23 protein-coding genes and 2 pseudogenes are annotated in these 26,750 nt (G+C 65.5%); 16 read left to right on the forward strand and 9 right to left on the reverse strand.

The window, feature by feature from the left end; genetic code table 11:
• Window positions 1-1,592: thioredoxin domain-containing protein (locus tag C446_RS12815; RefSeq protein WP_006673539.1), on the forward strand; the 1,592-nt coding region annotated here is incomplete at its 5' end.
• A gap of 80 nt (window positions 1,593-1,672) precedes the next feature.
• Here C446_RS12815 and C446_RS12820 read toward each other — a convergent pair.
• Window positions 1,673-2,044 carry a thioredoxin domain-containing protein gene (locus tag C446_RS12820; RefSeq protein WP_006673540.1) on the reverse strand — a complete coding sequence of 124 codons (372 nt, stop codon included), beginning with the start codon at window positions 2,042-2,044 and terminating at the stop codon, window positions 1,673-1,675.
• Between the two features lie 408 nt (window positions 2,045-2,452).
• On the opposite strand from C446_RS12820, the gene tnpA reads away from it, so the two are divergent.
• Complete coding sequence (gene tnpA / locus C446_RS12825; protein WP_006673541.1) at window positions 2,453-2,845, forward strand: IS200/IS605 family transposase; 393 nt, start codon at window positions 2,453-2,455, stop codon at window positions 2,843-2,845.
• Window position 2,846: 1 nt separating this feature from the next.
• Window positions 2,847-4,154, forward strand: a pseudogene (locus tag C446_RS12830) (RNA-guided endonuclease TnpB family protein).
• A 144-nt stretch (window positions 4,155-4,298) separates the two neighbouring features.
• On the opposite strand, the gene C446_RS12835 reads toward C446_RS12830, so the two are convergent.
• The gene (locus C446_RS12835; protein ID WP_006673543.1) at window positions 4,299-4,628 is read right to left on the reverse strand and encodes a hypothetical protein; all 330 of its coding nucleotides are present in this window, start codon (window positions 4,626-4,628) and stop codon (window positions 4,299-4,301) included.
• A gap of 167 nt (window positions 4,629-4,795) precedes the next feature.
• Between C446_RS12835 and C446_RS12840 the strand changes: the two genes are divergently transcribed.
• The 3 genes from C446_RS12840 (at window position 4,796) to C446_RS12850 (ending at window position 7,808) form a co-directional block, all read left to right on the forward strand.
• On the forward strand, window positions 4,796-5,857 hold the full coding sequence (locus C446_RS12840) for a Leu/Phe/Val dehydrogenase (protein ID WP_006673544.1): 1,062 nt from the start codon (window positions 4,796-4,798) through the stop codon (window positions 5,855-5,857).
• A gap of 81 nt (window positions 5,858-5,938) precedes the next feature.
• Window positions 5,939-6,940 carry a PLP-dependent cysteine synthase family protein gene (locus C446_RS12845; protein WP_006673545.1) on the forward strand — a complete coding sequence of 334 codons (1,002 nt, stop codon included), beginning with the start codon at window positions 5,939-5,941 and terminating at the stop codon, window positions 6,938-6,940.
• Between the two features lie 121 nt (window positions 6,941-7,061).
• Window positions 7,062-7,808: a hypothetical protein gene (locus C446_RS12850; protein WP_193363534.1), complete on the forward strand. Its 747-nt coding sequence runs from the start codon at window positions 7,062-7,064 to the stop codon at window positions 7,806-7,808.
• 48 nt (window positions 7,809-7,856) lie between these two features.
• Here the strand turns inward: C446_RS12850 and C446_RS12855 are convergent, their stop codons facing one another.
• Complete coding sequence (locus C446_RS12855; RefSeq protein ID WP_006673547.1) at window positions 7,857-8,468, reverse strand: DUF5804 family protein; 612 nt, start codon at window positions 8,466-8,468, stop codon at window positions 7,857-7,859.
• Window positions 8,469-8,704: 236 nt separating this feature from the next.
• Between C446_RS12855 and C446_RS12860 the strand changes: the two genes are divergently transcribed.
• Together C446_RS12860 and C446_RS12865 are read left to right on the forward strand one after the other, a co-directional pair.
• The gene (locus C446_RS12860) at window positions 8,705-9,010 is read left to right on the forward strand and encodes a hypothetical protein (RefSeq protein WP_006673548.1); all 306 of its coding nucleotides are present in this window, start codon (window positions 8,705-8,707) and stop codon (window positions 9,008-9,010) included.
• 54 nt (window positions 9,011-9,064) lie between these two features.
• A complete protein-coding gene (locus C446_RS12865) occupies window positions 9,065-9,901 on the forward strand; it encodes a zinc metalloprotease (protein ID WP_049920219.1) in 837 nt (278 codons plus the stop codon).
• A gap of 30 nt (window positions 9,902-9,931) precedes the next feature.
• Here C446_RS12865 and C446_RS12870 read toward each other — a convergent pair whose 3' ends face one another.
• From C446_RS12870 to C446_RS19105, 4 genes are all read right to left on the reverse strand, one after another.
• Window positions 9,932-10,291, reverse strand: coding sequence for a winged helix-turn-helix domain-containing protein (locus tag C446_RS12870; protein ID WP_006673550.1), 360 nt, complete (start codon window positions 10,289-10,291; stop codon window positions 9,932-9,934).
• 165 nt (window positions 10,292-10,456) lie between these two features.
• Window positions 10,457-11,332, reverse strand: coding sequence for a trehalose-phosphatase (gene otsB / locus C446_RS12875; protein WP_006673551.1), 876 nt, complete (start codon window positions 11,330-11,332; stop codon window positions 10,457-10,459).
• 9 nt (window positions 11,333-11,341) lie between these two features.
• Window positions 11,342-13,093: an alpha,alpha-trehalose-phosphate synthase (UDP-forming) gene (locus C446_RS12880; protein WP_006673552.1), complete on the reverse strand. Its 1,752-nt coding sequence runs from the start codon at window positions 13,091-13,093 to the stop codon at window positions 11,342-11,344.
• Between the two features lie 178 nt (window positions 13,094-13,271).
• Window positions 13,272-13,445 carry a hypothetical protein gene (locus C446_RS19105; RefSeq protein ID WP_160162973.1) on the reverse strand — a complete coding sequence of 58 codons (174 nt, stop codon included), beginning with the start codon at window positions 13,443-13,445 and terminating at the stop codon, window positions 13,272-13,274.
• Between the two features lie 548 nt (window positions 13,446-13,993).
• Here C446_RS19105 and C446_RS12885 point away from each other — a divergent pair.
• The 7 genes and pseudogenes from C446_RS12885 (at window position 13,994) to C446_RS12910 (ending at window position 21,357) form a co-directional block, all read left to right on the forward strand.
• On the forward strand, window positions 13,994-14,803 hold the full coding sequence (locus C446_RS12885; protein WP_006673554.1) for an SCO family protein: 810 nt from the start codon (window positions 13,994-13,996) through the stop codon (window positions 14,801-14,803).
• A gap of 1 nt (window position 14,804) precedes the next feature.
• Window positions 14,805-15,416 carry a TlpA family protein disulfide reductase gene (locus tag C446_RS12890; protein ID WP_006673555.1) on the forward strand — a complete coding sequence of 204 codons (612 nt, stop codon included), beginning with the start codon at window positions 14,805-14,807 and terminating at the stop codon, window positions 15,414-15,416.
• Window positions 15,416-16,090, forward strand: coding sequence for a cytochrome c biogenesis protein CcdA (locus C446_RS12895; protein ID WP_006673556.1), 675 nt, complete (start codon window positions 15,416-15,418; stop codon window positions 16,088-16,090). The genes C446_RS12890 and C446_RS12895 overlap by 1 nt, the downstream gene beginning before the upstream one ends.
• A 103-nt stretch (window positions 16,091-16,193) precedes the next feature.
• On the forward strand, window positions 16,194-16,616 hold the full coding sequence (locus C446_RS12900; RefSeq protein ID WP_006673557.1) for a universal stress protein: 423 nt from the start codon (window positions 16,194-16,196) through the stop codon (window positions 16,614-16,616).
• Window positions 16,617-17,031: 415 nt separating this feature from the next.
• Window positions 17,032-18,030, forward strand: a pseudogene (locus tag C446_RS20820) (PAS domain-containing protein); the annotation flags it as partial.
• Between the two features lie 913 nt (window positions 18,031-18,943).
• On the forward strand, window positions 18,944-20,290 hold the full coding sequence (locus tag C446_RS20065; RefSeq protein WP_455349954.1) for a bacterio-opsin activator domain-containing protein: 1,347 nt from the start codon (window positions 18,944-18,946) through the stop codon (window positions 20,288-20,290).
• A 326-nt stretch (window positions 20,291-20,616) separates the two neighbouring features.
• A complete protein-coding gene (locus C446_RS12910) occupies window positions 20,617-21,357 on the forward strand; it encodes a helix-turn-helix domain-containing protein (RefSeq protein WP_006673558.1) in 741 nt (246 codons plus the stop codon).
• A 164-nt stretch (window positions 21,358-21,521) separates the two neighbouring features.
• Here C446_RS12910 and C446_RS12915 read toward each other — a convergent pair whose 3' ends face one another.
• A complete protein-coding gene (locus tag C446_RS12915; RefSeq protein ID WP_006673559.1) occupies window positions 21,522-21,716 on the reverse strand; it encodes a DUF5786 family protein in 195 nt (64 codons plus the stop codon).
• 255 nt (window positions 21,717-21,971) lie between these two features.
• On the reverse strand, window positions 21,972-24,041 hold the full coding sequence (locus tag C446_RS12920) for a cation:proton antiporter (protein WP_049920223.1): 2,070 nt from the start codon (window positions 24,039-24,041) through the stop codon (window positions 21,972-21,974).
• Window positions 24,042-24,835: 794 nt separating this feature from the next.
• On the opposite strand from C446_RS12920, the gene glmS reads away from it, so the two are divergent.
• Window positions 24,836-26,650 (forward strand): glutamine--fructose-6-phosphate transaminase (isomerizing), encoded by a 1,815-nt coding sequence (gene glmS / locus C446_RS12930; protein WP_006673562.1) that lies wholly within the window; start codon window positions 24,836-24,838, stop codon window positions 26,648-26,650.
• The last annotated feature ends 100 nt before the right edge of the window (window positions 26,651-26,750 follow it).

The following is a 26,750-nucleotide window of genomic DNA, read 5'->3' on the forward strand; positions in this document are numbered from 1 at the left end:
CCCGCCAGTACGGCGGGTTCGGCTCCGACGGACCGAAGTTCCCCCAGCCCTCTCGGCTTCGAATCCTCGCTCGCGCGTTCGATCGGACGGGTCACGAGGGGTACCGCGAGGTACTCGAGGAGAGTCTGGACGCGATGGCCGCTGGCGGGCTCTACGACCACGTCGGCGGTGGCTTCCACAGGTACTGTGTCGACCGGGACTGGGTCGTGCCACACTTCGAGAAGATGCTGTACGACAACGCCGAACTCCCGCGGGCGTTCCTGACGGGGTATCGGCTCACTGGGAACGACCGCTACGCGGAGGTAGTCGAAGAGACCCTCGCGTTCCTCGACCGGGAGCTGACCCATCCCGAGGGCGGCTTCTTCAGCACGCTCGATGCACAGAGTTCGGACCCCGACACCGGCGAGCGTGTGGAAGGCGCGTTCTACGTCTGGACCCCCGACGAGGTCCGTGACGTGCTCGAGGACGAGACGACTGCCGACCTGTTCTGTGACCGGTACGACATCACCGCGTCGGGCAACTTCGAAGGGCGAAACCAGCCCAACCAGGGACGGTCGATCCCAGGGCTCGCCGAGGAGTACGAACTCGCGAAAGCAGACGTTCGAGCGCGACTCGAGACCGCCCGCGACGCCCTGTTCGACGCCCGGGAGGACCGACCGCGACCCAACCGCGACGAGAAGGTCCTGGCTGGCTGGAACGGGCTGGCGATCGCGACCTGTGCGGAGGCCGCGCTCGTCCTCGGCGAGGACGAGTACGCCGAGATGGCCGTCGACGCCCTCGAGTTCGTGCGCGATCGGCTGTGGGACCCAGAGGAGAGGCGACTATCGCGGCGGTACAAGGACGACGACGTCGCCATCGACGGCTATCTCGAGGACTACGCCTTCCTCGCCCGGGGCGCGCTCACCTGCTACGAGGCAACTGGCGAGGTCGACCACCTTGAGTTCGCACTCGCGCTGGCCCGCGTCATCGAAGCCGAGTTCTGGGACGCCGAGGCCGGAACCGTGTATTTCACGCCCGAAAGCGGTGAAGACCTGGTTACGCGGCCACAGGAACTCACCGACCAGTCGACGCCGTCCGCTGCCGGTGTCGCCGTCGAAACGCTGCTCGCGCTCGAGAGTTTCGCATCCGACGCCGAGTACGGGGAGATCGCCGCGACCGTCCTCGCGACCCACGCCGACCGACTCGAGGCGAACCCGCTCCAGCACGCGACGCTGTGTCTCGGCGCGGATCGACTCGAGTCGGGCGCACTCGAGGTGACGGTCGTCGCCGACGAGATGCCCGAGGACTGGCGCGAGGCGTTTGCGACACGGTTCGATCCGGATCGGCTGTTCGCACGCCGGCCGCCGACCGAGGACGGACTCGACGACTGGCTCGACGAACTCGGTGTCGCGGACGCGCCGCCGATCTGGGCCGGCCGCGAGGTGCGGGACGGTGAGCCAACGCTGTACGTCTGTCGTGGCCGGACGTGCTCGCCACCGACCCACGACGTCGACGACGCACTCGAGTGGGTCGACGGAAACGCGGCCGTCGATATCGAAGGAGGAACCGACGACTCGACAGCGGACGGCGACGACCTCGAAAGCCCGTTCTGACGACGGGTCTCAGCCTGCCCTCGAGTAGCTACGAATCGAACGCACCCCGAAAAGGAGGGGACCGCGACGATCGGCGACCGTTACAGGGTTTCGTCGATCCGCTCTGCCAGCCAGACCGCGGGTGGTAGCTCCTCCGCCTCGACGAACCGGGTCACCTCCTCACCGTCGTCGGTCTCGACGACGACCGTCGGGATGTATTCGATCCCGTACTCGTCGACGCCAGGGCCCTGCTTGTCCTGGTCGACTTCGATCTCCTCGATCCGATCGTCCGGGATGCCGGCCGCCTCGAGTGCCGCGCCGAGATCGGGCAGCAGTTTTCGACAGTCCTTGCACCAGTCGCCGCCCCAGACTCTGTAGACGAGGGCGTCGTTGTGCGCTTCGAGCGTGTCGACAGCGTCCTCGTAGGAGGCGGCGTCCCACGTCGGGTTCGGGGTCAGCGTCTCGAGACTCATACCACCGGGTTACGCCCGGGACCGCTTAACGCCGGTGTTTCCGACGCGATTTGCCCGGACGAGATGTGACCGTCGTTCGGCGACCTGTCGCCGAAAACTACTGTTGATTTCAGATTTCGAATACATTAATGAAACGACGAGCCGTCCGCACAGGCTGTCTCGGTGTCAGACACGTAGTTCGGTGCTGGGGGTACCTGGGGGCTCCTTTCGTGTAGTTCTACGGGGGTCGAGCCCGTCGTGACGGCCCCGTACTCGTACTGCTATCTTGATTCAGCGAGAGAATCCCGCCGTTCACAGCGGGCGTGAATTGCGTAAGCCTGGTGCGACAGTCTACGCGGTTCTGCCCGACCGAATACCCAACGGCACAATAGTTATTGGAATTGGGTATCTTGTATTTGGTGAGGCCAAATGGAAAGTCACCTGCAATCCGGGTCGCACACGGTCTACGCGCTCCAATATCACTTTGTGACCGTCACGAAGTGCCGCGCCGACATCCTCACCGATGAGCGACTGGAGCGCGTGGCTGAAGTTGCACACGAGATTGCAGAGGACTTCGAGGCCGACATCAAGAACGTGGACGGCGGTACTGACCACGTTCATGTCCTGTTCACGACCAAACCAACCACAGACCTCACGAAGTTCATTAACTCGCTCAAGGGCGTCACATCCCGCCGGATTCGGCAGGAGTACCCCGAGGTAAAACAGACGCTCGAAGATGCGTTCTGGCAACCGGGATATTTCCTCGCCACGACCGGCCAAGTGAGCATAGACGTGCTGCTGGACTACGTGGAAAACCAGTAGCATGACCGCGACAACCACGAAAACGCTGGAGGCCACGCTCGCCCCGCCGACAGCCCACAAAGAACGCAAACTGTGCGACTTGCTCGACACCTACCGGGCAGGGCTCCACGAGGCGTTCGAGGCCGAGTGTGAGACGATGACCGCCACCAGCGACGTAGTGACGCCCTACGACCTGCCGTATCAGGCGAAGGCGGCCCTGTGTAACTACGTTCCGCAACTGTACGGCACCTACGATGCACAGGAGTGGACGACGACCACCCAGTTCGACTCACCAACCAAGCCGCCGAGTTCGACCACTCACCGGAACGGGACTACGAGTTCACGTGGTGGGTACCACAGCCCGGTCGGGGGACGAATTTCTGGATACCACTCCGTATCAACCCCGCTCAAGAAGAACTGTGGCACGACCTCGTGGACGGTAAAGCGTCGGCAGGCCAACTCCGCCTGCAACGTCACCGCACGTCGTGGACGCTCCACGTCACCGTCGAGTTCTCGGTCGAAGAACCGAATTACGAACCGACAGACGACGATGTAACACCAGTCGGCTTCGAGATTGGCGAAGCACACCTGCTCGCGGGCTGTGCCTTCGAGCAGGGCACTCCGATCGACCCACTACTCATCAACGGTGGCCGCGCTCGTCACCTCCGCAAAGAGATGCACACGACGCTCAAGCGCCTCCAAGAACGTGACGCCGCCGAGTGGCGGATTGACGAACGGTTCGACCACTACCAGAACGTACTCACAGACATCATCGAAAAGGCGTCTCGGCAAGCAATCGAGTACGCCTGCCGATTCGAGAAGCCTGTGGTCGTTCTGGAAGACCTCTCGGACATCCGCGAAGACCTCGACTACGGCGAATGGATGAACCGGCGACTCCACGCATGGGCGTTTGCTCGCTTGCAGGAGCGCATCGAGGACAAAGCACGAGAGGCTGGCATCCCGGTCGAATACATCCGCCCGGAGTACACGAGCCAGACATGCCACGAGTGCGGTCACATCGGGTATCGGGACGGCGATGAATTCCGATGTCAGAACGACGAGTGTTGGGTGTCGGAGTACCACGCAGACATCAATGCGGTCGCCAGACTACGTCTGGCGGGCAGCCAGAAATCTTCGATTTCTGGCCACGGCGGTCAACATCGCTGACCGCCACGACCCGTGGGGTGAGAGGCTGCCGCTGAAACCGGCGGCCGATGACATCTCACGGGATGGGAGCGCCTGTGACAGCGCCGCGACCCCCACCGAGCAGAGCCAACCACGGCAGATGACGCTCGGCGAGGTCGGGTCGGAACCCACTGCCGGTAGTTAGCCGGTATTCCCATGCAGGGAAGCCGCGCCGTTTACGGCGCGGAGGATGTCACATCAGTACACCCCGATCACACTGGAGACGCCGCCGCGTTCCCCGACGGGCGTCGAGACGCGATCGGTGTGTGCAGTGTTTCCTCCGGCAGTCTCACTCGAAGGTCTGAAACTCGACCGTTCGTCCTTCCGGGTCGGACGCGAAGAACTGGTAAATATCGTACGTCTCGTTGAACCGCGGTTCCTCGTCGGCCAGTTCGGCCAACTCCTCGTAGGCCTCGTCGACGCCCGCACGGTCGTCGTAGACGAACGTGACGATCCCATCCGTATCCGCCGACTCCCGATCACAGAACCCGAACCGGAAGGACCCGGCCTCAAGGATCGTACAGTCGGGTTGCTCGAGCCACACCGTCGCGCCGAGATCGCGGTAGAACTCGACGACCTCGTCGTGGCGCTCCGTCCGGAAGAAGACGATTCCGTCCATATGCGCCGATCACAACCCACCGACAAAAAAGCTCGCCGTCTCTCCTCGGAGAGACGTTCCGCGAAAAGAAACTGACGAAGCGTTCAGCGTTTCTATCCGACGGTATCGAGTCCTGGCCGGCGTTTCCGAGTCGGTAGAACTTTTACGCCAAACAAAAGAATTATACTATGGTATTCGACTCGGTCGACGACCGCGGTCACGAACAGGTATCGTACTTCACGGACCCCGAAACCGGACTCCAAGCGATCGTCGCGATCCACGATACCACGCTCGGTCCGAGTCTCGGCGGGACACGATTCTACGACTACGATACCGAAGACGACGCTCTCGAGGACGTGCTTCGGTTATCGGAAGCGATGACGTACAAAGCCGCCGCGGCCGACCTTCCCCTTGGCGGTGGGAAAGCCGTTATTATGGGAAAGCCGGACGATCTGAAAACCGAGGACCTACTCGAGGCCTACGGGCGGGCCGTGGATCGGCTGGGTGGCCGCTACATCACTTCGGTCGACGTCAATACGGGCGTCGAGGACATGGAAACCGTTCGACGAACGACCGATCACGTCGTCGGCACCAGTGACGGCCTGGGGAACCCGTCACCGATCACGGCCCACGGCGTGTTCAACGGGATTCGGGCCTGTGTCGAACACGTCTACGACACCGATTCCTTCGATGGCCTCGAGGTGGTCGTTCAGGGGCTCGGCAAGGTCGGCGAGTCGCTGACAGCCGAGTTGGCCGATCACGGGGCCGAGGTGACCGTCTCGGACATCGACGAGGACCACGTCGCGGCCGTCGCCGACGAGTACGGCGTCGATACCGTCGCGCCCGACGAGGTTTACGACGCGTCCTGTGACGTGTTCGCCCCCTGTGCCGTCGGCGGGGTCATCAACGACGATACGATTCCGCAACTCGACTGTGACATCGTCGCCGGGGCCGCGAACAACGTTCTGGCCGAGCGCCGCCACGCCGAGGTCCTCCGCGAGGAGGGGATCGTCTACGCGCCGGACTACGTCATCAACGCTGGCGGGCTCATCACGGTCGCGAAAGAGCACCTCGGGGGGACCCGCGAGGAGGCCTTCGACGAAGCTGCGGCGATCGGCGACCGGCTGTCCGAGATGATCGACCGCGCCGAGCGCCGCGACACGACGGTACTGGCCGCGGCCGAGGAGTACGCCGAAGAGCGCATCGAAGACGCCGACTCGACCGACGAAACTGCAATTCCTGCGGAGTAACGCGACAGCGCTATCGAGAGCACCGGCACGTCCTGCCGACGTCCGGCACGGGTTTACGTATCCTCCCCCTATACGGGGGCAATGAAGGCTAGTATCCTGGACGCGATCGGGTCGCCGCTGGTCCAGGTCGATTCGCCCGAAGGCTCGACTGTCGCAGCGAAAGTCGAGTCGTTCAACCCGGGCGGGTCGGCCAAGGACCGGCCGGCCCGCGAAATGATCCGTGCCGCCGAGCGCGAGGGCCGGATATCACCGGGCGACTGGCTCGTCGAACCGACGAGCGGCAACACCGGCATCGGCCTCGCGCTCGTCTGTGCCGTGCGGGACTACGATCTGACGATCGTCATGCCCTCGGACAAGTCCGCCGAGCGACGCCGGGTCATGGCCGCCTACGGGGCCGACCTCGAGTTGGTCGACGGAGACATGAGCGACGCCCGCGCTCGAGCCGACGACCTCGTCGAAGAGGGCGCGACCCAGTTGGGACAGTTCGAGAACCCGGCGAACCCGCAAGCCCACTACAGGACGACCGGCGACGAGATCGTCGAACAGGTCGGTGACCGCGAGATCGACGCGTTCGTCGCGGGCGTCGGCACCGGCGGTACCATTTCGGGCACCGGACGACGACTCCGGGAGGCGTTTCCCGACGTGGAGATCGTCGCCGTCGAACCGGCACGCAACGCCGTCCTCTCGACGGGCGAGTCCGGGGACGACGATTTCCAGGGGATGGGACCGGGCTTCGTTAGCGACAATCTCGAGCGTGACCTGATCGACCGCGTCGAGACGGTTACACTCGAGGACGCCGAAGACGAGTGTCGGCGACTGGCCCGCGAGGAGGGACTGCTGGTGGGACAGTCGAGCGGCGCGACCAGCCTCGTCGCACGGCAGGTCGCCGAGGAGATCGCCGAGCCCGAAACCACGTGTCCGGAGGTCGACGGCGTGTTCGACGACCTCGAGGCGACCGATCGATCACCTGCCTCGCCGGAGACCGACGGGGGACGTGTGCAGGCCGCCGACGACTGTCCGCTAGTCGTCACGGTCTTTTGGGACAGCGGAGAGCGGTACCTCTCGACCGGATTGTTCGACTGAGTCTCGTCGTTTCGATCTCTTTCTCTCCATCTGTACCAAAATAAACCTCAACAAAACTGCAAAAACGTCTCTTTCAGCTAGAGGAACGGTCTTATCCGCGCCGCTAATATGCACTGATACGATGGCACGACGATCCTCCGAACGGCTGCGGTCCAGGCGGACGGTACTGGCAAGCAGCGTGGGCGCGCTGGCAGCGGTAGCTGGCTGTCTCGGCGACGGTTTCGACGAGGAGTCGGACCCGGACGGCGGGGAGCCCGACGAAGACGAACCCGGGAACGGAACCGGCGATGACGACGAGAACGGAAACGGAAACGGTGACGACGAGGAGGGAAGCGACGGCGACGAAGACGAAGATGAAGATGTAGATAAAGACGTCGACGAGGACGACCTCCAGAGCGGCGACGGCAATGGGTTCTCCTACGAAGCCCTCGGCTACCAGTTCCCCGACTACCCCGACAGCCCCGAGGCATCGCTCCTGCGAGACGAGGACGACGCCGACGACTGGCTCGAGGACGGACACGACGCCGGCGGAGGAAACACGAGCGACCTCGCCGAGTTCCTCGACGAGACGTCGTTCGACGAGTCGGTGGTCGTTCCCCTCGAAGCCCGGGGATCGGACCTCTGTCACGAAATGGTGCTGCGGGAGGTCGACCTCGAGGACGAGACCCTCTCCGTCGAGGCGAAGGTAAGCGACGGTCGGGACGACGACGGGTTCGAGGCCTGCGCGGAACAGGTAACCGGAGTCGGCCGCCTCGTTCGGGTGACGTTCGAGGACGACCCCGTTACGGAGCTGTCGGCGACGATCGTCGATCAGGACGGACAAGAGCACGGAATCAGCACCGCGTCCGACGACAACGACGATTCGTAACCGCACGCGGTCGCTCGAAACCGGTCGGCGGAGAAGGTCGAACGCCGATCAAGGCGCGTACTCCGACTCGGTGAGCCGGACGACTACCGTCTCCTCGACCTCGCGCAGATCGTACGCCGGCAGATCGCCGTCCGTTCGGCGAACGTAGAGTGGTTCGACGAGCCGGTAGGTGCTGTCGGCTCCGTTTTCGTCGGTCTCGTCGTCAGGCTCGGTCGCTGACTCGGTGTCCTCACCCGCACCGTTACCGTCACCGTCGCGAATCGCTGACCCGCTCGTTGCTCCGGGGTCCGACCCCCCGGCAGCCGGCGCAGTCGCCCCCCGCTCGACGCGCTCGAGACCGTACACCTTGCAAAACTCGGCGGTTTCCTGGGGTTCGACGTCCCCGTTCCGGAGTTCGGTCGCGAGCGACCGCGAGAGCCACTCCTCGTCGCTGACGCTCGGGTCCTGTACGATCGCCACACTGACGAATCGTGTGAGGTACCACTGGAGGTCGTTCAGCAGGGAGACGGCCGCTCCGACGCTGACCGTCCGGACGGCAAGCGAGTTCTCGAACGGCCGCCGGAGATCGTAGGTCGCGAGTGCCTCGCGGGAGGTTTCGTGGGAGAGGAGCTCGTACTGGAGGTTGACGTCGTCGTTCCCGATGAGACAGACGCGAGTCACTGTGCTGAGGTGGGTGCGTGCCCGTAATGTGGGTTTCGGGTTTCGCCCGGATGCGGATGTCGACCACCCGCGTTCGTGTTCACCTGACTCTCAGGATTTCTTAAAGATCAGCTATGTGAACCCGAGCGTCGATGGGGTCGCCGCCCCTCCGTCGACTCCACGAGACGGATATCGACGATGGACGCAACCGACGCACGGATCGCGGACGACCGGCTGGGCGATGGAGGTGAACGGGCGTGTGCGTAACCGCGGCCGTCCCCCTCGAGCAGTTGCTCGAGGGGTCGAACGGCCGCTACTACACGGCCTGGCAGGTACGCAGACGGCTCCGAATCGGTGACTGGCGACGCTGTCTTCGACAGCGCCAGCCGGAGCGACACCTCGTCGAAACCGACGACGGGGGCTTGCTCATGCTGACACCGGTCGAGCCGGCCGACGCTCCTCGGTGGCTCGAGGTCCGGATCGTCGGGGACGCGGAAGTGGCGATCGATACCCGCCGGCGGTCGGGGACGGCCCGCGAGGCCGTCTCTCCGCGTCGAATCTAAAGCGTGTGCATGTGAACCCTGATCGATTGGTTCCCGGCCGCGAAACCGGCGAGCGTGAAGCGACGGGCGTTTCTGGGGGCGATCGGGTCGACAGTGACAGTCTCGGTCGGTGCGTACGCGTACGCGACTCGAGACCCGCTCGATCGTCTCGCCGTCCGGGTCTGGTTCTCCGAGCAGGCCGCTACCTACGACGGCGTTCGGGCACGCATCCGTGAGTACCTCGAGCGGTTCTTGGACCGTGACCTCCCGTACTGGTCGCTCGAGCTTTCCTTCGGAGGTGTGGTTCCGGTCTCGATCGAAGACGGCGCGCACGTGACGGCCCGGGGCGAGTGGCCGCTACGATTGGCCGGCGGGCTGGTGGATGCCAGCGACCTCGACCCCGTCGCGGACGTGAACCTGCTGGTCACGGACGGCGACATGATCGAGGCTCCGACGGGATACGGTCTCCCCCACGTCGCCTCGGTCGGCGGTGCAAAACACATCGCGGCACTCGAACCCCTCGAGGAGCTACTCGCGATCGCGACACGGGAGGGGACGTGGGACGAAGACGGACCCGACGACGAACGGTCGATCGTCCCGCTGACGACACGGGCACGGACGATGCAGGTGTTGCTCCACGAGATCGGTCACGCGGTCGGACTCGACCACGATCACGGGGTCGCCTTCCGCTCGGGATCGGCCGTCGTCGCGACCCCGATGTTGAGTACGTACGCTTTCTCGTCGTCGTACGATGGCGACCGCTCGGCCTGTGGAAGCGTCTACCCCGAGACGGCGGGTCGGGACCGTGGGATCAGCCTCTCGTTTTCCGATTGCGCACGCCAGCGACTCGAGGAGTACGCTGGCGGCGTGGTGCCGCGGCTCGACTCCTGCTGTTCCCGTCTGCCTGAATAAAAATGGGGGTCCAGCGACCGGACCAGTACGTTACTCTTCGTCGGCGTCGTCGAACTCGTCGTCCTCACCGCGGACGAACCCAGCCTGTGTCTCGGGGTCGTCGACGGCTCCAGCGTTGGGACCCTCGATGAGGCTCTCGAAGTCGTCGACTTCGTCGTACTGATCGCGGTACACCAGTGCCGCCTTCCCCTTCGAGGTGATCTCGTAGAGGCCGGATCGTTCGGCCGGACCGATCTTGTCGACGAGACCGTAGTCCTCGAGGACCGGCAGCCTGGTGTTGATGTTCTTTCGGCTCTTGCCCGTGTGGGCTGCGAGGTTCGTTGCGACGTTTCGGCCCTTGTCCTCGAGCGCCTCGAGGATCAGGAAGTCAGTGGGTTGGCGTAGCTTCACTCTCGTTCACTCTCGTACCGTAGATATATTTCCACTGGTAACTAAGACTTTCGGCTCACGTCCGACAGTTCGGGGTGAATATTGACATTGGGTATCACGGATGACGCCACTCGAGTCGGGAGGACGAACGGTGTTTCGCGGGGGCAGCGACGAGGACGGCTGGTATCATCGCTCTCGAGAACTGTCGACGATGTCGACGGGACGACCGGCCGCGGAATCGAGTCGTTCGACTCCGGCAGTCCCGAGCCACTCGAGGAAAGCAGCCACGTCGTCGGGACCCTCGACGCGAGAGGAGGCCGCCGACGGTGCGTCGTCGCCGACGCGAACGCCGATGCCGTCGGGTTCGACCGCTCGGAACGCGGATTCGTCGGTCACGTCGTCGCCGACGTAGATCGGTACGGCGTCGGGCGGTGCGTCCGCGACGATCAGTTCGACCGCGTTTCCTTTCCCCCACGGGATCGCCGGCTCGATCTCGAGGATGCGCTTGCCCGACGAGATTTCGAGGTCGTCGCCCCCGATCCGGTCGACGACAGTGTGGGTCCGTTCGGCGACGATCGGACGGGCGGCGGCCGGCACCGAGCGAACGTGGACCGTCGCGGTCACGCCTTTGTTCTCGACGCGAGCGTTCGGGACGGACTCGAGGGCCGTCTCGAGCGTTTCGCAGACGGTTTCGATCAGCCTGGCTCGTTTTCGAGCGATCGGATGGACGGCAAGCGAGCCGTTCCGGGCGAGTTCGAGCCCGTGGTTTCCGGCGTAGATCGACGGGCCGTCGATCCGTTCGCGCACGTCCGAGAGCGCCCGGCCGCTGACGACGGCCGTCGAGATCGCGGGATGATCCGACAGGGCGGCGACGATTCGTCGGTTCGCTTCGGTCGGCGTCGCTTCCGCGGGATCGTCGACGATTGGAGCGAGGGTGCCGTCGAAATCCAGACAGACGACGAGCGCCGACCCGCCGTCGATCCGCTCGCGGACCCACGTGAGACGCTCCTCGAGAAGTGGCGGTACCGAATCGGCCGCGATCGCTTCGCTGCGAGCAGTCATGGATCGTCGTTAGACTGGGGGTGTTCGTTCCGGAAAGTCGGAGTCGAGACTCGAATCGGAGTCGGGGTCCGAATCGGAGTCGGAGTCGGAGTCGGAGTCGGAATCGGAATCGGAATCGGAATCGGAGTCACGCTCTCCGGACAGCCGCCGGTCGGGATCGTTCCTGACGCGTGCGATCCAGTCGAACTGGACGCTCATCCACCGCTCGAGGTCCGCGTCGAAGACCCGGTCCCGGAGCGTTCGCATCCGGTTTCGCCGTTCCCCGATCGGCATCGCGAGCGCGTCGGCGAGACGGTTGGCGATCCCGTCGATGTCCGTCGGATCGATCGTGATCGCGTGGGTGCCAAGCAGTTCGTGAGCGCCGGCTCGGTCGCTCAAAAGCAGCGTATCGCCCGTCTCTTCGACGCTTGCCGCGACGTACTCCTGGGCGACGAGGTTCATCCCGTCGACCAGTGGGCTGACCAACATTGTATCGGCGGCACGATAGAGCGCACAGAGTTGCTCCTCCTCCAGGTAGGACTCGGTGTAGACGATCGGCTGCCAGTCGTCGGTGCCAAAGCGGCTGTTGATCCGCTCGACCTCGCTACGGACCAGTTCGCCGTGCCGTTCGTAGACGGGAATGTCCGTTCGCGAGAGGGTCGCCTTCTGGACGAACGTGAACTCGCCGCGCCAGTCCGGGTACCGCTCGAAGAACCGCTCGAGCCCGGCGAGACGTTCGGGAATCCCCTTCGTGTAATCGAGACGATCGACTCCGATCCCGATGACGGCGTCGTCCGGGTGTGGAACGTCGTGCTCCGAGCGCAACGACGCGAAGGCCTCCTCGTCGATCGACCTCGCCGTTTGGTCGTAGCTCCGTGCGTCGACGCCCATCGGGGTCGCGACGACCTGCGTCGTCGTCCCGTCGTACCGGACCGTCCCCCGGTTCCGGTCGACCGTCGCGGCCGGGAGGAACCGGTCGACACACTCGAGGAACCGATCGACGTACCGGTCGACGTGAAACCCGAGCAGATCGTTCCCGAGCAGTCCCTCGAGGAGGTTCCCGCCTGCAGGGCAGTACCGGAACGTGGAGGGGCCGGGCCAGGGGACGTGCCAGAACTGCGCGATCGTCGTCCCCTGCGGGACGGCCTCGCGGATCATTCGGGGCGCGAGCGCGAAGTGGTAGTCCTGCAGCCAGACGATCGACTCCGCGTCGGCGTGATCGGCGACGGCGTCCGCGAACCGCTCGTTGACGGTTCGATACCAGTCGAAGTCGTTCGCCCGGTCCTCGGTCAGATCGGGAAAGCCGTGACAGAGCGGCCAGAGGACCCGGTTGCTGAATCCGTAGTAGTAGGAGTCGACGGCCTCCTCACAGAGGTCGATCCGACGGAGGGTGTACGCCTCCTCGTCCGGCGGGACCGCGACACAGTCGTTGTCGTCGACGACGTCGAAGTCGGCCTCGCCGTCGCCCCAGGCGATCCACGTGCCGTCGGTCTGCTGGACGACGGGATCGAGACCGGCCGTTAGCCCGCCGGTAGGTTCGTCGACCGTAATCGACCGTCCGGAATCGGCCGTCTTCTCGCTCTCGCCGCTCTGGTCGGTCTCGTACTCGTGTCGATACGGCTGTCGGTTCGACACGACGATCAGCGATCCCGTCGGGGCCGGGCCGCCCGCTCCCTCCGTCGCGTGGCTCCGGTCGCCCCCTCGTGGCGGCCCGGGCCTGTCGGCCGGCCGGTGCGTTGACTTCCGGTGCATCGACGACGACCGCTCGTCGGTGAATCGCATTCGCTGCAATCTCACACCCTCACCACGGGTTGCTCCGCGGCCTGCAACAGCAGGGGGTCCAATACTCCCGTCACACGGCCGACGCGTTCGAACTCCCTGCCACCCCGAGCGGTCCACGACGCTCGAGTGTCTCGGGTCAGTGACGCCCAGGCGAAAGAACCGCGACCCGAGACACCCCTCAGTAATAGTAGAACTCGAGTTCGTGGCCGCAGTTCCGACAGCGGGTCGGCTTTCCCTGGAGTCGGTTCGAATCGTCGCCGCCGATCCCGGGGCCGGGCGGGACGGAGGCGGAGACGGTGGCGTTGCAGTTCGGACAGCCGACGTCCATCGCTGAGCGGTTCGATCGCGACATATCGGCGACGTATTCGACTCCCGCCGATAGTTATACGCTGAATAGGCACACTACCATGGTCTGAAGGCCGTGGATATGCGCGTCACTGCTGGACACAGCCCACTCTAGTAGCCACTGCAAGTCAGTGCGCACCTGCTCGCCAGACGGATCGGCGATCAGTGTACAAACCGGTGCAGTCGGTACTACACTCAACCGGCTCCCTCGAGTTTCCCACAGTGGCGTTTAAATGATCGGAACGCACAATGATGGCGGAGTTGGTTGGAACGGATCGGATTCCGAACCGTCCTTCGGAGGCCGTTCGGGCGTCTCCGATCTCCATCCGCTCGGGAGTCCCCCACATCGTCGGTCTACGGCCGACTGCTTGCGGAATGTCCGATCCCGCTCTGTTTACCCGGAGGTGGATGTCAAAGCAGCCGTACCCGGAGGACGTGCTCTCGTTTCGGACTGCTTTCGCGCGTACGGTCACCTTTACGAGAAGGTAATCGGGGTCACGATAGTTCGGGACGCGTACCAACGGACATTTGATCGTTCCGTCCTACAGAGCGCATATGGAACGACGGACGTATCTACGCTCGCTCGGCGCGGCGGGAACGGTCGGGGTCGCCGGGCTTGCGGGCTGTCTCGGGGACTCTCTCGGAGCTGTCGGTGGTGGCGACGACGGCGACGACGGCGACGGGCAGACGGAACAATGGGGCGACGGCCCGACGGTCCTCGATCCGCCGGAACTGAACCGTGGGGCCGCCTCGCATCCGATCCACGGCCAGGAGTTCCCCGAGTTTACGCTTCCCGACCCGATCGCCGGCGAGCCGGTCTCGCTCGAGGATTTCGTCGGCGAGCGCTCTTTCCTGATGACCTATATCTTTACCGAGTGTCCGGACGGGGCCTGTCCGGCACTGATGACCTACCTCCAGCGGGTCCAGGCCGACGCGGTCGAGCACGGGTACGCCGACGATCTGGCGCTACTCGCGATGACGTTCGACCCCGAGCGCGACGACGCCGACGCGCTCGCTGAGTACGCCGCCCAGCAGGGGGTCGACCACGCGGCGGACAACTGGCACTTCCTGCGACCCGATAGCTACGAGGAGGGAAAGGAGATACTCCACGACGACTTCGGGATGCGCATCGAACGCGTCGAGAGCGACGAACTCGAGGACCACGGCGACCACGATCACGACGACGACCACTACAGTTTCATCCACATCAACCTGATCCTACTGGCGAACGAGGACGGCGTCGTCGAACGGTCGTACCCGCGGGCGCTCAACGAGGAGGCAGGAGGCGGTCCCGACACCGTCCTCGAGGACACCCGCGCGGTCGTCGCGGAGCAGACCGACTTCGATCCGAACGAGGAGGGATAGGATGCGACGCAGGGACGTACTGGCAGGGCTCGGCAGCGTCGGTGTCGTGGCCGGAGCCGGTGCCGTCGCGGTGTACGGACTCCCGTCGACCGGGAATCTCGAGGGCGGGGGAGACGACGGCGGGGATAGCGATGGCGATGGGGAAGCCGACCGCATCGACCCCGCCGAGATCGAAACCGTCGACGCGCCGGGCAGCGAGGCGGGCGAGATACTCGTGCCGGCAAGCGACGACGACCGACCGACGTTCATCGACTTCTTCGGCACCTGGTGTCCACCCTGTATCGATCAGATGCCCGCACTCGCGGCGGCTCACGACCGGGTCGGCGACGAGGTGCTGTTTATCTCGATCACCAGCGAGTCCGTCGGTGAAGACGGGATGCTGACCGAGGCGGAACTCGTCGACTGGTGGGACGAACACGACGGGAGTTGGACCCTCGGGCTCGATCCGTCCGCGGACCTGAGCTACCTCGCCACGGGCTATCCGACCGCCATGGCTATCGACGCCGACGGCTACCTCCGGTGGTCCGAGACCGGCACCAAAACCGCCGACGAACTCGTCGCCGGGATCGAACACGCCCTCGAAGTCGAGGACGGGAACGACGGGGCCGACTGATGCTCGACGCGACAGTCCTCTCGGGGATGGGCGTCGCGCTGATCGCGGGGATCGGGACGTTCTTCTCCCCCTGTGCCTATCCGTTGCTGCCGGGATACGTCGGCTTCTACGTCAGTCAGATCGATCAGGGCCGGGCCTCTCTCGGCGGTGCGGTCAGCCGCGGTCTCGCCGCCGGCGGCGGCGTCCTCGGGATGTTCGCCGTCGTGCTCGTCGCGGCCTACCAGCTCGGCCACGCGACGATGTCGAACATCATTTACTTCGAGGTCGTTGTCGGCCTGGTCGTGCTCGTTTTCGGTCTCCTGATCCTGTTCGATCGCGCGCCGTCGCTGTCGGTCGCGCTCCCGCAGCGTCGCTCGAGCGTCCTCGGGTTCGGCATCTTCGGCGCGGGCTATGCGCTGGCGGCCGCTGGCTGTGCCTTGCCGCTTTTCGTGCCGGTAGTCGCGCAGGCGTCGTCGATGCCGCCGGTCGACGCGGCGCTCGTGCTCGGGACCTACGTCGGCAGCATCGTCGTGTTGATGGTAGCGTTGACCGTCGCGACGGGGATGGGGCTGCTCGCCGGCGCGGGTCGCCTCGCGGCCTACAGCGGCCGACTCAGGCAACTGGCCGGAGCCGTCATGGTGCTTGCCGGCCTCGGACAGCTCTACCTCGCTATTTTCGTCCTCGAGGTCATCTGAGGGGGAGTATACCCCTTCCGCGAACCGGCGAGGGCTGGGACCGAAATAGCCCCGGCACCAGCAGGTCCGGTTCGTATTCCGCCGACCGCACAAAGTCGAGGACATGTATCAGGATCTGCTGCTCGCGACCGACGGGAGCGAGGGAGCGCGTCGAGCGACCGAGCACGCGATCGAACTCACACGCCAGCTCGAGGCGACCCTGCACGTCATGTCGGTCGCCGAAGAAGGGCCACACAGCACCGAACAGCGCGACGAGTTGCGTGCCGACGCTGAAGGTGAAGCCAGGGAAGCGGTCGAGGAGGCCGCACGAAGAGCCGAGGACGCCGGCCTCGAGACGACGACGAGGGTTCGACACGGCGTTCCACAGGAGGAGGTCGTCGACGTCGCGAAGACGAATCCGATCGACGCGGTCGTGGTCGGCACGGTGGGTCGGTCGGGCCTCGATAAGATTCTCCTCGGAAGCGTCGCCGAAGAGATCGTCCGGAACTCGCCGGTTCCGGTGGTGACGGTCCGGGAGCAGGAGTGAAAAGGGGCTGTCGTGGCTCCGCTATCCCGGTCGTACACCCTGGACCGTGCGTCCGGGGACCCCTCGGAACGGTGGCTCGATCGACCGACACCCGTTTGTCGCTCCGTCTTCCCTCGTGCTGTGGTTCGGCTCGCCGCCGGGGCAGCCTCAGTCACGCTCGAGCGACGAGTGTGGGTTCGAATCCGGACTCGAGTCGGGCCTGACTCGGATGCCTGCTGACCGAGTAACCGGGTAACATCGTCTTACCGCAGGATACGACTGTGATAATTAACCGACGTGGCGAGCTACCCTCACCTATCGTGGTCGACCGCACGGGAGCCGGACCCGCTCGAGCCGGACGGCGCGGTCGCCGTTCTCCATTCGCCGGCACGCCCGTCCGCCCCGTTTCGACCGCTCCAGTCGAGGTGGGTCGTCGATGAACGGGACCGACGGCGACGGGACGACCGTCGTCGGCGATGCCCTGCGGGTGCTCGTTGTCGGCGATTCGGCCGCCGTCGAGACCGCAGGGGACGTCCTCGCTGCCGAGCTGGTCCCGGCCGCTGTGATCCGCGCGCGAACCCTCGAGGAGGCCCGCGAGCGACTCGAGCCGGGGACCGTCCACTGCGTTCTCTGTGCGTACCCCGACGAGAGCGGTCGGGAACTGCTCGCGGCGATCGATCCAGCGCCTTCCGACCCCTCGACACCGGTCGTAGCCCTCACTGCAGACCCCGAGCGCGCGCTCGAGGCCGGTGCGACGGACGCCGTGTCGCCGGACGCGTCCGCTGCCGTCCTCGCGAACCGGGTCCGACGCGTCGCGGAGTGTGCCCGTCAGGTCGACCGCGGCTCCTCCCGCCCGCGTGCGCTCCTCGAGAGCGTCGACGCACCGGTCTGGTTACTCGAGCCTGACGGCGCGGTCGCGTACGCGAGCCCCGCCGTCGAGGACCGCCTCGGGTACGCGCCCACGGAACTCGAGCGAGCATCGCTCTCGCGGCTCGTCCACCCGGACGATCGGTCCGCACTCGAGGACGGACTCGGTACCCTCGCCGGGAGCCCGCTCGGCGCTCGCGAGCGACTCGCCGTCCGGCTCGGAACCGCGGCGGGGGAGTGGCGTGGGGCCGCGCTGACGCTCGTCAACCGGCTTGCAGCACCGCCACTCGAAGGGATCGTCGCGACCGCGGAACTCGGGTCCGAACCGGCCGTCGATGTGCCGGACGCGCTCGAGGACCTCGCGGAGCCGCTGTTCGTGGTCGGTCCGGATCTAGCGCTTCGCTGGGCGAACGCGGCCGCCAAGCAGCTGTTCGCCGACGGGGTCGATCCGGAGCCGGGACGGCTCGTCACGGACGTGCTTGCCGACGACATTCGAGACCGGTTCGCTCGAGGTCTCCACGAGGCCGCGACGTCGGGAGCGCCGGTCAGCTTCGAGGTTGCCGTGCCGGACGGCGAGGATGCAGTGACGCTTGCGGTATCGGCCACGCCCAGGCAGGGCGAGGGAGGGGACGGCGACGGGAGCGACGAGACGCCCATCACGGTTCTCGCGCAGGAGCGACCTGCCGACGGCGAGCGGCCAGGGCTCGAGGACCGTCTCGCCGTCCTCGAGTCGACCCTCGACGCCCTCGAAGACGGCGTCGCGATCGTCCGCGACGAACGGATCGAACGCGCCAATCGGTCGCTCGTCGACCGCCTCGGGGGTGCCGACCCCGTCGGTGACGGGCTCGAAGACCTGTTCGACGACGACCTCGCGGCGACCGTCCGCGACCGCGCCCGCTCGTCGCTCGTTCGCTGGACGGAACCGGCACAGGGCGACCTCCTCGTCGCCGACGCGAGCGACGAAGGCGGAGCCGGGACGGCCGAGTCTATCCCCGTCGACGTCTACGTAGCGCCGTTGCGCGATGGGACCGATCGGGACCGTACTCTCTGTCTCGTCCGGGATCGCCGGCGCTCGGCCGCGGGCGCGCTGTCGACCGTCCGTCGAACGATCGCCGCCGTTCGCGACGCGGAGGCTGCGGCCGGCGTCCGCCGCGCCGTTCTCGAGGCGCTCCGGTCCCGCACCGCGGCCGACCTGGCGATCTGGTACCGACTCGACGACGAGCGGTTCGTTCCGGTCGCGGTCTCGACCGACGAGTCGGTCCCGTCGATCGAGCCGCCGGCGATCGATCCCGGCCGGCTCGCGGACGACGAACGNACGGGTCCTCGTCGTCCCTATCGCCGGCGCGGGCGTCGTGCTCGCGACCAGTCCGGAACCGCTCGCGTTCGAGGCACTCGACCGGGATCGGGATCGAGCGGCGATCGCGGCGATCGGGGACGGAGCCGCGGTCGCCCTCGAGTCGGTCGACCGTGGCTCGCAGCTCGTGGACTGCCGACGCGAGCGGACCGCGCTCGAGGGCGAACTGGCGCTGGAAGCCGAGACGCGACGACTCGGACGGGAGCTGCTCGCGGCCGAGAGCCGCGACGACCTCGAGCGTCGGCTGTGTGAGGGAGTTCTGGAGCTGGGTGGCAAGAGCAGTACGGAGTCCAGTAACGATGACGGTGGGGTCGATCTCGTCTGGATCGGCGAGATCGACCCGACGAGCGAGCGGATCGCGCCGCGGACCGTCGCTGGCGGGGACCTTCCCGAGGAGTTCTCGGTGGCCGCCGATCCCGATGTCGCCGGGCCGACGGGTCGAACAGCGGCCAGAGGAACGGCGACGATGGCCGACGACCGTGAGGGAGAGACGGTACTGCCCGCCACCGAGTCCCGGCCACAAGCCCCTCAGGACCGGGACCTCGACTCGAGCGAGGAACGCCTCGTCCGCGATGCCGGCTATCGCTCGGTGTTGAGCATCCCACTCGCTCACGACGGGGACGCGTTTCGCTACGGAACACTCACCGCCTATGCCGAGCGGCCGGGGGCGTTCGGCGACCGCCTCCGGGATGCCGTCGGTTTCCTCGCGACCGTCGCTGCACACGCTGTCGGGGCACTCGAGCGCGAACGCGCGTTGCTGTCGGACGGCGTCGTCGAGCTCGAAGTCGCGATCCGGACCGACGGCGAGGATCGGGACCCGCTCGCGGCGCTTGTTCGTCGACTGGGTCGCCCCGTCGCCGTCCACGCCGTCGTTCCGCGGTCGTCTGGCGGGTCGACCGTCTACTGTACGCCATCCGGGACCGACTCCGCGGAAACCCTGACGACGGGAGCCATAGAGACCGCAGTCGACGCGATTCCGGCGCTCGAGTCGTTCCGGTGGGTCGGTGACGGAGACGGCTCCGCCGACCGGCGACTCGAACTCGAGTTCGCCGAGGGGACTGCGGCGAACGCGGTCGCGACCCTCGGCGGTGTCCTCCGATCGGTGCGACCGGGCGAGGACCGGACTCGACTGCTGGTCGCCCTCCCGCAACCGCTCGACGTGCGCCAGTTCGTCGACGCGCTCGGCCGAACCGGCCGCGAAGCGACGCTTCTCGCGCGTCGCGAACGCGACCACGCGACCCGATCCGCCAGGCCGTTCGAGGCGGAACTCGAGAACAGACTCTCGGAACGCCAGCTCCGGACCCTCGAGAGCGCTTACTACGGCGGCTTCTTCGACTGGCCGCGGGAGAGCACCGGCGAAGAGATCGCCGAGGCGCTTGGCGTCTCCCAGCCGACGTTCAGCCGTCACCTTCGGGTGGCACAGGGGAAACTGTTCGAGTTGCTGTTCGAGGAGCGGTCCGTCGGGGAGGAGTGAAAGTGAGGCCCGGTAATCGACTATTACAGGGCTCGGTGTGAGCGACCCGTTTCGGCTTACGGCGACAACCACGAGCACGTCTCGAGTAGCTCGTACTTACTCGCGGTCCGGTCGGCCCTTGAGCGGTTCGCGGCCGGAAATACGTCTTTTCTTGGCGTGGAAAACGTTCTCGAACGTGGACGGATGAATCAGTATTGTGGGTCGACGGCCGCTTGATTTCCTGTATAGCGGCTACGACCATACGTCCGGCGTCGAATCCTCCATTCGATGACCGCGTTTCCGGTAACGAGCGCTTACGGCGACAACCAGGCGGGAGGGGGTCGAGCGTGAGTATCGACGTCGCCGACGCCGAACGTGAATCGGCACACGAGTACCAGGAAGCTAACCGAGAGTGCGAGCGAGACGCCGTCCGGTCCCGTGCCGACGGTGGCGTCGTCGCTCAACTTCGCCTCGACCACCCCGATCTCTTTCTGGGTCCAACCCTGGAGCGAGCGCCCGACGCGACGGTCGAGCCCGAATACTGGACCACGGTCGGCGGGCGCACGCTCGTTTTCCTGAACGTCCGAGACGCCGCTTTCGACGAGTTTGAAGCCTCCCTCGAGGTCGATCCGACCGTCACCGACCCCGTTCTGCTCGATCGGGTCGGCGACGGGCGCGTCTACCGAGTCGCGATCGCTGAGGGGACGATCACGTTCGTCGACCAGGCGGCCACGACGGGAGCCCATCTGCTCGACCTCTCGAGTTGCCGCGACGGTACCGGGTGGTGCGTGCAGTTCCGGTTCCCGAACCGTGACGAGCTCGTCGAGTTCAATTCGTACTGCGAGGACCGAGGGGTATCGGTGACGGTGGATCACCTGCGAGTCTCCGACGACCGCGACGACGGCGTCGTCGCACTGACCGAGAAACAGCAAGACCTCCTGTTGACTGCCTACGAAGAGGGGTACTTCGATGTCCCACGAGGAATCTCACAGGACGAGCTGGCCGACCAACTCGGCGTCTCGAAGTCGGCGGTATCCCAGCGGTTGCGACGCGCGATCGGTGAACTCTGCCACGCGACGCTGTCCTGAATCGGGTCCGTCGGTCGCGTTTCCAGCAGCGAGTGATCGAGTGATCACTCTCGAGTGCCAGCAAACCCGAACCCGAGGGAGACGACTGCAGTGGAAAAAGTCGTCGGTCCGATCTGTTCCGCGATTCGTCCACACTGAGCTGAAGAGACGATGAGAGCCGAGTGTCAGTCGTCGCCGTCGTCGTCCTCGTCGTCTTTGATCGCACCGAGCTGCGAGACGAGTTCGTCGGTCGAGGCATCGGACTCGAACGACATCTCGCCGTCGTGGTCGTTTTCGTGGACGTTGACGGCTTCGACGTTCTCGTCGTCGTCAGCCGTCTGTTGCTGCTGCTCGGATTCGTCGTAGCTACCAAAACCCATACACACACGAACGGGAGGGGCGTTCAAAGGTGTGCCGGTTCGTGCCGTCTCCGAAACCTGTTCTCACTACAGCCTTTCCCACGGGACCGCGGGCCAATCCGACGACGGCCTCGAGCCGTTCTACAGGCGGAGCGGCCGAGTGTCTCGGGGTCGTACGGAAGACGCTGTCTTCCGTGATGACGAGACGCCGAAGGCGTCTCGAACCACGTGACCCCGAGGCGGTTCACGGAAATCCGCCGTGAGAGGCGACGGATATCACTTGAATCGGAGGTACTGGCGGTCGTACTCCGGTTCCCCCTGTCGCGGGTGGATCGTGATGAACGACTCGGGCGGCAGCTCGGCCAGCCGTGCCGGCAGATCCGCGAGCTCCGAGTGCCAGCCCACGTCGCCCCGTCGGGGTGAAATCGCGACGATGAGGTCGTCCTCGTCACTCTCGTGCTCGAGGGTCGGCAGGAGGCGATCCCAGTCGTCGACCGACTCGAACTCGGCGGAGATGTCTTCCTCGACCAGCTCGAACAGTTGCTCGAACTGGTGGCCCGACCCCTCGACGACGAGCACGGAAAGCGCCGCGCCCTGGCTCGCGGCGATACGCTTGATCAGGTGGACCGCCTCGTAGAACCCTTCGTGGTGGTCCGCACCGATGGGGACGACAACGAAAATCCGCCGGGTCGTGTTGATCGGATGTCCCAGCCGGGAGACGAGAACCGGAAGCGAACTGCGCTCGAGCACCTGGTCGATGATGCTGCCGAAGATCCGGTGGCGGAAACTCTCGCGGGCGTCCCACCCCATGATGATCTGGTTGGCCTGGACCTCGACTGCGCCCTGGACGATCCCCGAGGCGACGTTGTGGTTGACCCGCGTCTCGGTTTCGATCGGGACTTCGGCTGCGCTGGCGGTCGCCGCCAGTCCTTCCAGTTCCTCGTTCGTTTCGGCGATCCGTCGCTGCGGTTCGCCCTCGTCTGGCTGGACGACGGTCAGCAGGTGGACGGGTTCCGACCCCCGGTCGCCTTTGATGAGGAAGGCGAGTTCGAGCAGCCGTTGTTGGAGTTCGGCGTTGTGCGAGAGCGGCAGCAGGATGTTCGGGTCCGTCGCGCTGCTGGCGTCCTCGCCGGGATCACGCTCGAGGGCGAGTCGGTGAGCCGCCCGCTCGGTGAGCCAGGGACTCACGAGCGCGGTCACGAGCAACATCAGCACGACGGCGTTGAGCACCTCGAGCCCGAACAGGTCGGCCTCGAACCCGACGAGCGTAATCGCGAGCGCAGCGGCGGCCTGGCCCGTCGAGAGCCCGAAGATAACGTCGCGCTCGTGTTTGGTGTAGCCCTGTACGCGGGCGACGAGCCAGGCCGCGCCGGCTTTCGTGACGAGCATTATTCCGACGATGAACGCGGCGATCTGGAGGGTCTGGGGGCCGTCGAAGATAACGCTCGGATCGACGAGCATCCCGACGTGCAACAGGAAAAACGGGATAAAGAAGGCGTTGCCGACGAACTCGATGCGGTTCATCAGCGTCCCGCCTTCCGAGATCAGTCGATTCAGGGCGATACCGGCGACGAACGCGCCGAGGATCGGTGACAGGTCGAGTAGTTCGGCGAGCGCAGCGGTCGCAAAGATCGCGACCATCACGAACAGGAACTCGAAGTAACTCTCCTCGCTGAACGTCCGGAAGAACCATCGGGAGACCGGCGGAACGACGAACCAGGCACCCGCAAAGAGGACGACAAGCGAGAGCGCGACCGAGACGAACAGCCAGGCCGTCAACTCCCCGCCCGCGGCTCCGGTGACGATAGCGAGGACGACCAGTGCCAGCGTGTCGGTAAAGAGGATACCGCCGAAGACGGCCGTGACGGCGCGGTTTTTCGTCACACCGTATCGGTTCACGATCGGGTACGCAAGCAGCGTGTGTGAGGCAAACACCGACGAGAGCAACAGCGCCGCCCAGAGGTCCAGTCCGAGCACGTAGTAGCTCCCGGCGGTTCCGAAAACGAACGGCAGGAAGAAACTCGTCAGTCCGAATATCGCGGCGTTTTCCGGCGCTTCCTTGAACCCCTGCAGGTCGAGTTCCAGCCCGACGGTAAACAGCAGGTAGATCAGCCCCACCTCGCCCAACAACTCGATCGCGTCACCGTGTTCGACGAACTCGAGCGCGCCGGGCCCGATCAACGCCCCGAAGATGACGACGCCGACGATCCCCGGCTGACCGAGGCGCTTGACCAGTAACGGCCCGACCAGGAAGATCGCCATCGCTATCGCGAAGACCAGAACCGGTTGCTCGAGCGGGAACGACGGCACGTCGACGAGTAGCGTGATCGGATCGAGAGAGTTCATTGTCGAGGTCGTGGCGATGGTGGCGACGGTGGCGACGGTGGCGACGGCGGCGACAGCGGCGACGGGAGCGCTCACGGCGGTCGCCGGCCGTTTCCGGCGCAGTGGTATCCCCTGCGGGGGAGGACTGACGGCCGTAGAACACCGTTTCCGACGTCGTAATCGTCGCAAAACATGACCGGTCGGCGTAATAAATCGTCTCCTTTCTACGAGCGTCTGTCCTCATCGGTCGCCAGGACGACCCGTCCGGTCGAGGTAGCCTCCGGTTCGTGGCGTCAGTTCCGGCGAGAGTCGCCGAACCCTGGTCTTTCGTTTCGCTCCTCCTTCTCCCTCGGCCGCCGCCGTTTTCGTTCGTTTCGGCTCGTATCGGTCGACTGAACGGCTGTTCGGTTGACATACTCCGCCGACCGAAACAGAGAGTGAAAAACACACTCCAAAATACGCAAATAAGTGGCCGGTCGTTTACTCCCTCCCCCACATCAGTCGAGTCTCGACACACGATAGCCGGATTAGCCGCGAACTATCTCGAACGGATTACCCCGATACTACCGCGGGCGGTAGCCAATCTATAGTAATGGGCTCGGATTGCCTCGGTTTCTATCATGTCCACGCACTGCTTCGCCGCCCCAGGAACCCTCTCGAGCGGATGCTCGGCGGGGGATCGTTCCGACTCGCGCGGGGATTCACGTTTCATCACGATCCCGGCCGCGACTACTGCCCGAGAGTCGACCGACCGTACCGAACCGTCGACCGCCGCGAACCCGAACGAGCAGGACTCGGTGCTAGGGTGATCGTTCATGTGTGGAATCATCGGCCACGTCGGCGACGGTGACGCCCTCGAGACGCTGCTTACGGGACTCGAGAACCTCGAGTACCGAGGTTACGACTCCGCGGGCGTCGCGGTCCAGAACGGGTCCGGAATCGCCGTCCAGAAGCGCTCGGGGAAGGTCGACGAACTGAAAGACGCGGTTTCCGACGTGAGCCTCGAAGGCGACGTCGGGATCGGCCACACGCGCTGGAGCACCCACGGCCCACCGACCGACGAGAACGCCCATCCCCACACCGACTGCACGAAAGACGTCGCCGTCGTCCACAACGGAATCATCGAGAATTACGCCGAACTCAAAGCCTGGCTCCGCGACCGGGGCCACGAGTTCACGAGCGACACGGACACCGAAGTCATCCCACACCTGATTCAGTACTATCTGGACGACGGGATGACCGACGAGGCCGCCTTCCGCCGTGCCATCGACGAACTCGAGGGCAGCTACGCCGTCGCCGCAATGCTCTCCGGCGAGCACGTCCTCTATGCGGCCCGGAAGGGGTCACCGCTGGTCGTCGGGATCGAAGACGAGGAGTTCTTCCTCGCCAGCGACGTGCCGGCGTTTCTCGAGTACACCGACAGCGTCGTCTACCTCGAGGACGGGGACGTCGTCGTCGTCGACGGTGACGGCGTCGAGTTCACGGACCTCGACGGGGACCCGATCACCCGCGAACCCGAGACGGTCGACTGGGACCCCGAACAGGCCGGGAAAGGCGAGTACGAGCATTTCATGCTCAAGGAAATCCACGAACAGCCGACCTCGTTGGCCCAGGCGATCGAGGGTCGGATCGATCCCGAAACGGAGCGAATCTCGCTGGACGGGTTCGATCCCGGCACGTTCGAGCACGTCGACGCTGTCCAGTTGGTCGCCTGCGGGACCTCGTATCACGCCGCGCTGTACGGCTCGCTTGCCCTGAACCAGGCCGGCGTACAGGCGACGGCGTTGCTCGCTAACGAATACAGCGTCGTCGCACCGCCGGTCGACGACGACACGCTCGTCGTCGCAGTCTCCCAGAGCGGGGAGACGGCCGACACGCTGAGTGCGCTTCGCCAGGCGAACCGCCGCGGTGCCGACACGCTCACGATCACGAACGTCGTCGGCTCGACCGCGGCCCGGGAAGCCGACGACGCGCTGTTTATCCGTGCCGGCCCCGAGATCGGCGTCGCGGCGACGAAGACGTTCTCTTCGCAGGCGGTGATGCTCACGCTGCTCGCACAGCGAATCGCCGCCGACGCCTGCGGGCACGTTCCGGCCGATCTCGAGTCGCTGCTGCCGGATATCGGCAAGATGCCCGACGCGATCGACGGCCTGCTCGAGGAGTCGGCCGCCGACGCGATCGCGCGGGACTACCTCGACAGCGAGTCGTTTTTCTTCATCGGGCGGGGGCTCGGCTACCCGGTCGCGCTCGAGGGGGCGCTGAAGTTCAAGGAGATCACCTACGAACACGCCGAAGGGTTCGCGTCGGGCGAGCTCAAACACGGGCCGCTCGCCCTGGTGACTCGGGAGACACCAGTGTTCGCGATTTTTACCGGCCAGGAGGACGAAAAGACGCTGAAAAACGCCGAAGAGGCACAGACCCGCGGTGCACCAGTGATCGCGGTCTGTCCGGACGACCACCGGGCCGTCGAGGTCGCGGACGATCACCTCACGATCCCGGACGTCGATTCGGAGCTGGCCGGGCTGCTCGCGAACGTGCAACTCCAGCTTGTCTCCTACTACGCTGCGGACCTGCTCGGGAGACCGATCGACAAGCCGCGGAACCTGGCGAAAAGCGTCACCGTCGAGTAGTTACCGTCCCTTTTCCCTCTCGTCTCCGCCTCGGTTGGACGTCGGGTGTCCGGATGACCGGTCGTGAATCGCCGGACGGCCGGCCTCCGACGCTGTGGGA

The organism is Halobiforma nitratireducens JCM 10879 (assembly GCF_000337895.1).
Taxonomy (GTDB): Archaea; Halobacteriota; Halobacteria; order Halobacteriales; family Natrialbaceae; genus Natronobacterium; species Natronobacterium nitratireducens.